Source organism: Mesorhizobium sp. M7A.F.Ca.CA.002.09.1.1, assembly GCF_003998555.1.
GTDB classification, from domain to species: domain Bacteria; phylum Pseudomonadota; class Alphaproteobacteria; order Rhizobiales; family Rhizobiaceae; genus Mesorhizobium; species Mesorhizobium ciceri.
This window is the reverse complement of sequence record NZ_RZRR01000141.1, coordinates 1-8,572: the sequence shown is the minus strand read 5'-3', so window position 1 is coordinate 8,572 and position 8,572 is coordinate 1. Positions and strand designations below refer to the sequence as shown.

General features: G+C 62.0%; 9 protein-coding genes. 7 read left to right on the top strand and 2 right to left on the bottom strand.

What is annotated here, in order from left to right:
- Positions 1-11: 11 nt before the first annotated feature.
- A complete protein-coding gene (locus EN994_RS09015) occupies positions 12-1,208 on the bottom strand; it encodes a Tm-1-like ATP-binding domain-containing protein (protein WP_063169051.1) in 1,197 nt (398 codons plus the stop codon).
- A 111-nt stretch (positions 1,209-1,319) separates the two neighbouring features.
- Between EN994_RS09015 and EN994_RS09010 the strand changes: the two genes are divergently transcribed.
- The 7 genes from EN994_RS09010 (at position 1,320) to EN994_RS08980 (ending at position 8,026) form a co-directional block, all read left to right on the top strand.
- Positions 1,320-2,015: a TetR/AcrR family transcriptional regulator gene (locus tag EN994_RS09010; protein WP_013529493.1), complete on the top strand. Its 696-nt coding sequence runs from the start codon at positions 1,320-1,322 to the stop codon at positions 2,013-2,015.
- Positions 2,016-2,374: 359 nt separating this feature from the next.
- Positions 2,375-3,691, top strand: a complete 1,317-nt coding sequence (locus EN994_RS09005) for an extracellular solute-binding protein (protein ID WP_013529494.1) — start codon at positions 2,375-2,377, stop codon at positions 3,689-3,691.
- A 65-nt stretch (positions 3,692-3,756) separates the two neighbouring features.
- A complete protein-coding gene (locus EN994_RS09000) occupies positions 3,757-4,662 on the top strand; it encodes a sugar ABC transporter permease (protein ID WP_013529495.1) in 906 nt (301 codons plus the stop codon).
- Position 4,663: 1 nt separating this feature from the next.
- Positions 4,664-5,623, top strand: a complete 960-nt coding sequence (locus EN994_RS08995; RefSeq protein WP_013529496.1) for a carbohydrate ABC transporter permease — start codon at positions 4,664-4,666, stop codon at positions 5,621-5,623.
- Complete coding sequence (locus EN994_RS08990) at positions 5,620-5,841, top strand: hypothetical protein (RefSeq protein WP_013529497.1); 222 nt, start codon at positions 5,620-5,622, stop codon at positions 5,839-5,841. The genes EN994_RS08995 and EN994_RS08990 overlap by 4 nt, the downstream gene beginning before the upstream one ends.
- A complete protein-coding gene (locus EN994_RS08985) occupies positions 5,838-6,941 on the top strand; it encodes an ABC transporter ATP-binding protein (protein WP_063169050.1) in 1,104 nt (367 codons plus the stop codon). The genes EN994_RS08990 and EN994_RS08985 overlap by 4 nt, the downstream gene beginning before the upstream one ends.
- Positions 6,941-8,026, top strand: a complete 1,086-nt coding sequence (locus EN994_RS08980; RefSeq protein ID WP_013529499.1) for an ABC transporter ATP-binding protein — start codon at positions 6,941-6,943, stop codon at positions 8,024-8,026. The genes EN994_RS08985 and EN994_RS08980 overlap by 1 nt, the downstream gene beginning before the upstream one ends.
- A 12-nt stretch (positions 8,027-8,038) precedes the next feature.
- Here EN994_RS08980 and EN994_RS08975 read toward each other — a convergent pair whose 3' ends face one another.
- A complete protein-coding gene (locus tag EN994_RS08975) occupies positions 8,039-8,470 on the bottom strand; it encodes a DUF4437 domain-containing protein (protein ID WP_013529500.1) in 432 nt (143 codons plus the stop codon).
- Positions 8,471-8,572: the final 102 nt, after the last annotated feature.

The window sequence follows — 8,572 nt, the reverse complement described above, 5'->3', positions numbered from 1 at the left end:
TTTGAGGTCTCTCACTGTCTGGCGATGTCGAGGAAGGCCGCTGTTGCTGCCTTTGCGAATTCCGGGTCGTTGATATGCAGCGGCAGGCGCGTCACGCGGCGCTTGCCGTTGGGCTTGATGGTGCGCTCGATGGCATCGAACAGAACGGCGTCGGCTTCCGGGTCGAAGAAGGCGCCGCCTTCGATGTCGAGCGCCGAGACGCCTTTTTCCGGGATGAGAAAATGCACCGGTCCCCCGCAGCGGGCGAGCCTGGTGCCGATCCACTCGCCGATCGCACGGCATTCGTCCGCCGTGGTGCGCATCAGCGTGACATTGGGATTGTGTTCGTAGAACAGCCGGTCGCGATAGTGCTCCGGGATGGTCGAAGGCGCCCAGAAGTTCACCATATCGAGCGCGCCGACGGAGCCGACATAGGGCAGCCCCGTGCGTGCGACGGCGCCGAAACGATCCTCCGTCGCCGGCAGCACGCCGCCGAACAGAAGATCGCAGACTTCGGTCGTGGTGATGTCGACGACGCCGGACAGCAAGCCGCTGTCGGCCAGCTTTTCCATGCTGCGGCCGCCAGTGCCGGTGGCGTGGAAGACCATGCAGTCATATCCGGAACGGAGCTGGTCGGCGATGGCGGTCACGCAAGGCGTGGTGACGCCGAACATGGTGAGGCCGATCGATGGTTTGCCGTCGGGTGGTGGCGCCGGGCTGGCCGCCATGCCTGATATGGCTTGAGCCGCGTTGTACAACACGACACGGGAGAGCCGGTTCAGTCCGGCCATGTCGGTCACAGAAGGCATCATGATGATGTCGGAGACATCGACGTAGGGAGCGGTGTCGCCGGAGGCGAGCGTCGAGACCATGATCTTGGGCAGGCCGAGCGGCAGGGCGCGCATGCCCGACGTGACGATCGATGTGCCGCCACCGCCGCCAATGCCGATCATGGCCGCGATGTCGTTGCGCGATTGGGCAAAGCGGGCGAAGGCGATGCCCATTGCGGCGACCGCGGCGCCGCGATCATTGCCGCCGAGCACGGTTTCACTGCCGCCGGGATGATGGTCGGCGATTTCCCTCGCGCTGATATCGACGGGGATGGTTGCGTCGCGCGTTCCGACATCGACACGACAAACGAGGGCGCCCGCAGCCGTGATTGCATCGGCCAGGAAGGCGAGTTCCTCGCCCTTGGTGTCCGCGGTCCCCACCACATAGATACGCTTCATTGCGCTCTCCCAATCCTGGCAGGCGCGATGCCGCCCCCATCGCTCATTGCCCGGGCCACTCGACGATGCGGACGCCATTGCAAATTTTTGAGACGTGCGTATCGTATTGGTATGAATGTCTCACGTCAACAATCCGCTGCGAGCGACGAGGCTGAACGGGCAACCGGCCCAGTGCCCGAACGTGGGCCGCGCGCGCGGACCAAACGGCTGATGCTGGAGACGGCAACAAGGCTGATGCAGGCGGGCGTCACGCCCTCGGTCAGCGAGGTCGCCGAGGCGGCCGAGGTTTCCCGCGCCACCGCCTATCGTTACTTCCCGAGCCAGTCGGCACTGGTGCAGGCCGTCGTCGACGAGGGGCTGGGGCCAATCCTCACCTGGCAATCGACCTCCGCCGATGCCGAGCGCCGGGTCGCCGAGCTGTTCGACACGGCCATGCCGCGCATCGAGGCCTTCGAGGCTACGTTCAAGGCAGCACTGAAGCTGTCGCTCGATCAATGGGCGCGGCGTCAGGCCGGCACGCTGGGCGGTGAGCCCGCCTTTACGCGTGGCCACCGCATCGACCTGCTGAAGGATGCGATCGCGCCGCTCAAGGGCCGTTTGCCGCCGCGCGACTTCAAGCGGCTGGCACAGGCGCTGTCGCTTATCTTCGGCGTCGAGGTGCTGATCGTGCTCAAGGATATCTGGGGGCTGGACAGCCGCCGGACGATGTCGGTCGCACAGTGGGCGGCCGGGGCGCTGGTGCGTGCGGCAGTGGCGGAATCGGTCGATGAAGGAGGCAGCCTCGATCCGAAGGCAGTCGTGAAATAGAGCCTAACTGGTTCGACCAGATTGGCATGCACACTACTGATCTTAGCGGTTGGGTGGGGTATTGGACAATACCCGATCATATCACTGAGTAGGAAAATCTTGGTAAAACAGGCAGATAAAGCGGTAATCCGATGGAAATGGCCACGTCAAGCTGCCAAGAAAGGGCTTGACGCGCATGCAAAATTGGTAATACCAGATTGGATCAGAAAAGCGGATCGAAAGTGAGGGCTGCGATCCATTTTCCGGCGGGGCGAGGAGGCTCGAAACCGGAAAGGTGCGATCACGGGAGGAACTACCAGGGCCGGCCACGTTGCCGGCTCGCACGATAAGGTAGAACGCGCACAAGGGAGGAAATCATTATGCGCAAGTTAGTGACCAGCGTACTTGCTGGTATCGGCTTAACGCTTGCCTGCGGAACGTCCGTTTACGCGCAGGAAAAGTCACTCACCATCTTCTGGGCTGAATGGGATCCCGCAAACTATCTGCAGGAGCTCGGCAACGAGTACGAGAAGCAAACCGGCGTCAAGATCACGGTGGAAACCACCCCGTGGGCCGACTTCCAGACCAAGGCCTTTACCGAGTTCAACGCCAAGGGCAGCGCCTATGACCTGGTCGTCGGCGACTCGCAATGGCTTGGTGCCGCCTCCGAGGGCGGTCACTATGTCGACCTCACCGACTTCGTCAAAGAGAACAAGGTTCTCGACAAGATGGCTCCGGCGACGGTCAAGTTCTACTCCGAATATCCCGGCAACAGCGGCAAATACTGGTCGATCCCGGCCGAGGGCGACGCCGTGGGCTGGGCCTACCGCAAGGACTGGTTCGAGGATCCGAAGGAAATGGAAGCGTTCAAGGCCAAGTATGGCTACGACCTTGCCGTTCCGAAGACCTTCAAGGAAATGACCGACATCGCGGAGTTCTTCAACAGGCCCGACCAGAACCGCTACGGCATCGCCATCTACACACAGAACCAGTATGACGGCCTGGCGATGGGCTTCGAGAACGCGCTGTTCTCGTATGGCGGTGAGCTCGGCGACTTCGGCACCTACAAGGTCGACGGCATCATCAACTCGGACAAGGCGGTGGCCGCGGCGGAAAACTACCGCAAGCTGTTCGGCTTCACGCCTCCGGGCTGGACCAACGCCTTTTTCGTCGAGAACAACCAGGCCATCACCGAAGGCCTGGCGGCGATGAGCATGAACTACTTCGCCTTCTTCCCCTCGTTGATCAACGAGGCGTCGAACCCGAACGCCAAGAACACCGGCTTCTTCGCCAACCCGGCAGGTCCAGGTGGCGAGCAGTTCGCCGCGCTCGGCGGCCAGGGCATTTCCGTCGTCTCCTATTCCAACAACAAGGAAGAGGCGATGAAATTCCTGAAGTGGTTCATCCAGGACGATACGCAGAAGAAGTGGGCGGCCCTCGGCGGCTACACCTGCAACAAGGCCGTGCTGGAATCGGCCGAGTTCCAGAACGCCACGCCCTACAACAAGGCCTTCTACGACACGATGTTCAAGGTCAAGGACTTCTGGGCGGTGCCGGAGTATGCGGAACTGCTGCAGCAGCTCAACCAGCGTGTCTATCCGTACATCGTAAACGGCGATGGTACGGCCAAGGAAATGCTGGATGCGCTGGCGAAGGATTGGGACGCCACGTTCAAGAAATACGGCCGCGGCCAATAACCGACATGTAGTGCGGAGGAGGCCTGCGCCTCCTCCGTTTTCTTTTTCAGGAATGGGAGCAGGTCTTGGCGACCACAATGATCACACCGCTGAATACCTCCTCCAGAGCCGCCTCTCGCGGCCTCAGCGACATTTCGATACGCAACCTCTTCATCATCCCGACGATCGTGTTCCTGATCGTCTTCAACATCTTTCCGCTGATCTATTCGCTCGGCTATTCCTTCACCGACTTCCGCGCATCGACCAATGCGCCGGCCAATTTCGTCGGACTGAAGAACTATCGCGAGCTCCTCAGCGACCCTTATATCTGGAACAATTTCGCGGTGACCGCGAAATACGTCATCGTCTCGGTCGTCGGTCAGGTTGTCGTCGGCTTTGGAACGGCAATGCTGCTCAATCGCACCATTCCGCTCAAGGGCCTGATCACGACATTGCTGCTCTTGCCGATGATGCTCTCGATGGCGGTGGTCGGCCTGTTCTGGAAGCTGCTCTACGATCCGTCCTGGGGTGTCATCAACTACGTGCTCGACCTCGGCAAATTCCAATGGCTCGGCGACCCGAAGATGGCGCTCTACGCGGTCGCGTTCACGGACATCTGGATGTGGTCGCCCTTCGTCATGCTGTTGTCGCTCGCCGGGCTTTCGGCGGTGCCGAAGCATCTTTACGAAGCTGCCGCGATCGACCGCGCCGGGCCGTTCTATACCTTCTTCCGCATCACGCTGCCGCTGGTCGCGCCGATCCTGATGATCGCGGTCATCTTCCGCACCATGGAAGCCTTCAAGACTTTCGATCTTGCTTATGTGCTGTCGACGCAGCCGAGCACGGAGGTGATTTCCATCCGTCTCTACAAGATGGCTTTCCAGGAATGGCAGACGGGGCGCTCCTGCGCGCTTGCCTATATCGTGCTGATCATGGTGCTGGCGATCACCAACATCTATGTGAAATACCTCAACAAAGTTAAGGAGCGCTGAGATGGCGGCCGTCCAGACTTCGGGTGAACGGGCGCTCAACAAGGTCGCTATTGTCGCCGTCCTTTTGGTGACGATCATCTTCCTGGCGCCGATCTACTGGATCGTGGCGACCTCGTTCAAGCCACGCAACCTGGCCACGACGATCCCGCCGACGGTGATGTTCGAGCCGACCATCTCGCCTTTCGTCAAACTTTTCACAAAGCGCTCACAGTTGCGCAGCCCGCCGTCGGCCGAAGAATATGCCGCCGCCCCGTGGTGGGAGCGCGTCGTGTTCGACGGCGGCGAGAAGATCGTGCGCGACGGCAAGGGCCAGGTGCAATGGTCGGGATATCCGAGCCGCTTCCTGAACTCGCTCATCATCGCCATCACCTCGACGGTGTTGGCGGTCGGCATGGGGACATTCACCGCCTATGGCTTCTCGCGCTTCAAGGTGAAGGGGGAAGCGGACCTGCTCTTCTTCATCCTGTCGACGCGCATGTTGCCGGCGGTGGTGGTCGCCATCCCGATGTTCCTGATGTACCGGGCAGTCGGGCTCAACGATACGCATCTGGGCCTGATCATTCTCTACACCGCCTTCAACCTGTCCTTCTCCGTGTGGCTGATGAAGGGTTTCATGGACGAGATTCCGAAGGAATATGAGGAGGCCGCGCTTGTCGACGGCTACACGCGCATGGAGGCGTTCTTCAAGATCGTGCTGCCGGAGGCCGCCACGGGCATCGCCGCCACCGCCGTGTTCTGTTTCATCACCGCATGGAACGAATACGCCTTTGCGCTGATCATGACCAACCGCCGCGCCCAGACCGCGCCTCCCTTCATCCCGAGCCAGGTCGGTTCGGGCCTGCCGGACTGGACGGTGATCGCCTCCGGAACCTTCCTGTTCCTGCTGCCGGTCGCCATCTTCACCTTCCTGCTTCGCAATCATCTGCTGCGCGGCATGTCCTTCGGAGCGATCCGCAAATGAGTTTTCGCGCCTTCAACCAGAAATACCTTGAACCTGGGTCGCAGATATTGATGGTGCTCGGCATCGTCGCGCTCTGCCAGCCCTGGAACATGCTGCTGCACAGCTATGGCCTGACCATCATCCTGATCGGGCTCGTCGGCTTCAACGTAACCTCCAAGATCGCGCCCGAGGAGAAGGCCGGCACCGGCCAGGTGCGCAATCCGGGAGCACAGCATTGACCCAGATCGAGCTTCGCGGCGTCCAGAAATTCTTCGGCGCCGTCCAGGTCATCAAGGACCTGAACCTCAAGATCGCCGACAACGAGTTCATCGTGCTGCTCGGCCAATCGGGCTGCGGCAAGACGACGACGCTGCGCGCCATCGCCGGGCTGGAAACCATCGACGAGGGCGACATCTTCATCGACGGCAAGCCGGTGCAGCATTTGAAGGCCGCCGATCGCGACATCGCCATGGTGTTCCAGTCGTTCTCGCTCTATCCGCATATGAGCGTCTACGAGAACATCGCCTTCCCCTTGCGTGCCACGCGCAAGAGCAAGACGGAGATCGACAGCGAGGTGCGCTCCGTCGCCAAGACGCTGCAGATCACCGACCTGCTGGACAAGAAGCCGTCGGCGCTCTCGGGTGGCGACATGCAGCGCGTCGCCATTGGCCGCGCTCTGGTGCGGCGGCCGAAAGCCATGCTGATGGATGAGCCGATCGGCGCGCTCGACGCCAAGCTGCGCGAGGAGATGCGCGCGGAAATCAAGCGGCTGCACATCAAGCAGGGCTCGACCACCATCTATGTCACGCACGACCAGATCGAGGCCATGAGCCTGGCCGACCGCATCGTCATCATGCACGCAGGCGTCTTGCAGCAGGTCGGCACGCCCGACGAGGTCTATTCGCAGCCGGCAAATCTGTTCGTGGCGCAATTCGTCGGCAGCCCGGTGATGAATGTCACCGATGCGGCGGTGGCCGAGACGACGTCCTCGGTTTCGGTGACGGTCGGTGGAGCCGCCGCCGGCTTCGAGTTCCCGCGAGCCCTGCTGTCGAAGCTCAACGGCCATGCCGGCGGCCAGTTGGCGCTTGGCATACGGCCGGAAGGCGTGCTCATCCGGCGCGAGGCGACCGAGGGCTTCGTGCCTGTCGACACACATATCGTCGAGCCGCTCGGCTCCTTCGACATCGTCGATCTCAAGGTCGGAACCGAGTTGCTGCGGGCCCGCACCAAGAGCGGCTTCGTTGCCGGACCCGGTGAAAGGGTCTTCGCCAGGATCGACCCGACCCAGGCGCATTTCTTCGACAAGGCAAGCGGCAAGTCGCTTGAGGTGAGACTCTGATGGCCCATATCCAGCTCAAGAACATCTCGAAGACCTTCGGCAACCACACGGCGCTCACCGGGCTCGATCTCGATATTGCCGATGGCGAGTTCTTCGTGCTGCTGGGCGAGACGGGCGCCGGCAAGACGACGACGCTGCGGCTTATCGCCGGCCTGGAGAAGCCCAGCGAAGGCCAGGTCTTCATCGACGGCGTCGACGTTGCCGACTGGGGTGCGGCCGAGCGTGACGTGGCGCTGGTGCTGCAGCAATATTCGCTCTATCCGCGCTACACGGTGCGCGAAAATCTCGAATTCCCGCTGAAGCCGAAAATTCGCCGGCTGCCCGACGCCGAGATCAAGGACCGTGTCGACCGTGCCGCCCGTACGCTGCGGATCGAGCATCTGCTCGACCGCAAGACGGATCGGCTGTCCGGCGGCGAGATGCAGCGCGTCTCGATCGGCCGCGCCATCGTGCGCAAGCCGCGTGTGTTCCTGATGGACGAGCCGCTGTCTGCGCTCGACGCCAAGCTGCGCGAGGCGCTGCGGACTGAACTGAAGAACCTGCAGATACAGCTCGGCGCCACCTTCCTGTTCGTCACCCACGATCAGATCGAGGCGATGTCGATGGGTGACAAGGTCGGCGTGCTCAACCATGGCCGAATCGTCCAGACCGGCACACCGCATGAGATCTACAACAATCCACGCGACACCTATGTGGCGAGCTTCGTCGGCTCGCCGCCGATGAACCTCATCGACGGCAAGCTCGTGAACGGCCGCGCGGTGATGGCGCCGCTGAATTTCGAATTGCCTTTTTCAGGGGGAGCCAAAGCGGGCGGGGCGACCGACGGTCGCCCGCTCGTCTTCGGCATTCGTCCCGAGGACGTCTATCTCGAGAGCGGCGCGCCGGTCGAGGCGCGTGTCCACGACGTCGAGAACCACGGCGTCGAAAAGATCCTGACGCTGCGCGTCGGCGACGCGACACTGCGTGCAACCGTGCCGGCCAGGACCGACGTCGCCATCGAGCAGGCGGTGCGCTTTGCCTGGAACCCCGACAAGGTGGTGCTGTTCGACAAGGGCAGCGGCGTCAGCTTGCGTCACGCCTCGTAGCCGCATCCCAGCCTATTTCTGGAAGTAGGTTTCGTAGGGCGTGTCGTTGATCAGCAGGATCACGCATTCCGTGTCGGAGACGCAGGCGTCGTCATGCATCTCATTGGCTTTCTGGGTCCAGTAGGATCCAGGAGGCAGTTCGACCTTGGTCGCCTCGCCGCCATCCATCTGCCAGTGCGCCCACATCCCCTTTATGACCACCGCACGGTAATCCGCGGTGTGCGCATGGACCGGTGCGCGCCAGTTGCCGGGAACCTTCAGCAACGTGCCTGCCGGACCCTTGGCCCGCTCGCCCCACAATGGGCCAAGACGATGCGGCTGGTCGGGTACTTCCGCCACATAGGGGATCTTGTCGGCCGGCAGGTAGCTGTCCTCGAGGGCAAAGGCGCGCCCGGGAACCGCAAGCATGACGGCGAGTGCGATGAGCTTCGGATGATTTGGCATTGGTTCTCCTCTTCGGACCGGCTTGCCGCCGGCCTCTCGCTGCCTGGTTCTGGCAAGCTATTGCATGCGGGTGGCCCGGCAATGGCATTGCGTCCGGAAGGC

Excerpts from the sequence above, each read along its gene's own strand:
- EN994_RS09015 (WP_063169051.1), bottom strand. The coding sequence starts at position 1,208 with ATGAAGCGTATCTATGTGGTGGGGACCGCGGACACCAAGGGCGAGGAA.
- EN994_RS09010 (WP_013529493.1), top strand. The coding sequence starts at position 1,320 with ATGAATGTCTCACGTCAACAATCCGCTGCGAGCGACGAGGCTGAACGG.
- EN994_RS09005 (WP_013529494.1), top strand. The coding sequence starts at position 2,375 with ATGCGCAAGTTAGTGACCAGCGTACTTGCTGGTATCGGCTTAACGCTT.
- EN994_RS08995 (WP_013529496.1), top strand. The coding sequence starts at position 4,664 with ATGGCGGCCGTCCAGACTTCGGGTGAACGGGCGCTCAACAAGGTCGCT.
- EN994_RS08990 (WP_013529497.1), top strand. The coding sequence starts at position 5,620 with ATGAGTTTTCGCGCCTTCAACCAGAAATACCTTGAACCTGGGTCGCAG.
- EN994_RS08980 (WP_013529499.1), top strand. The coding sequence starts at position 6,941 with ATGGCCCATATCCAGCTCAAGAACATCTCGAAGACCTTCGGCAACCAC.
- EN994_RS08975 (WP_013529500.1), bottom strand. The coding sequence starts at position 8,470 with ATGCCAAATCATCCGAAGCTCATCGCACTCGCCGTCATGCTTGCGGTT.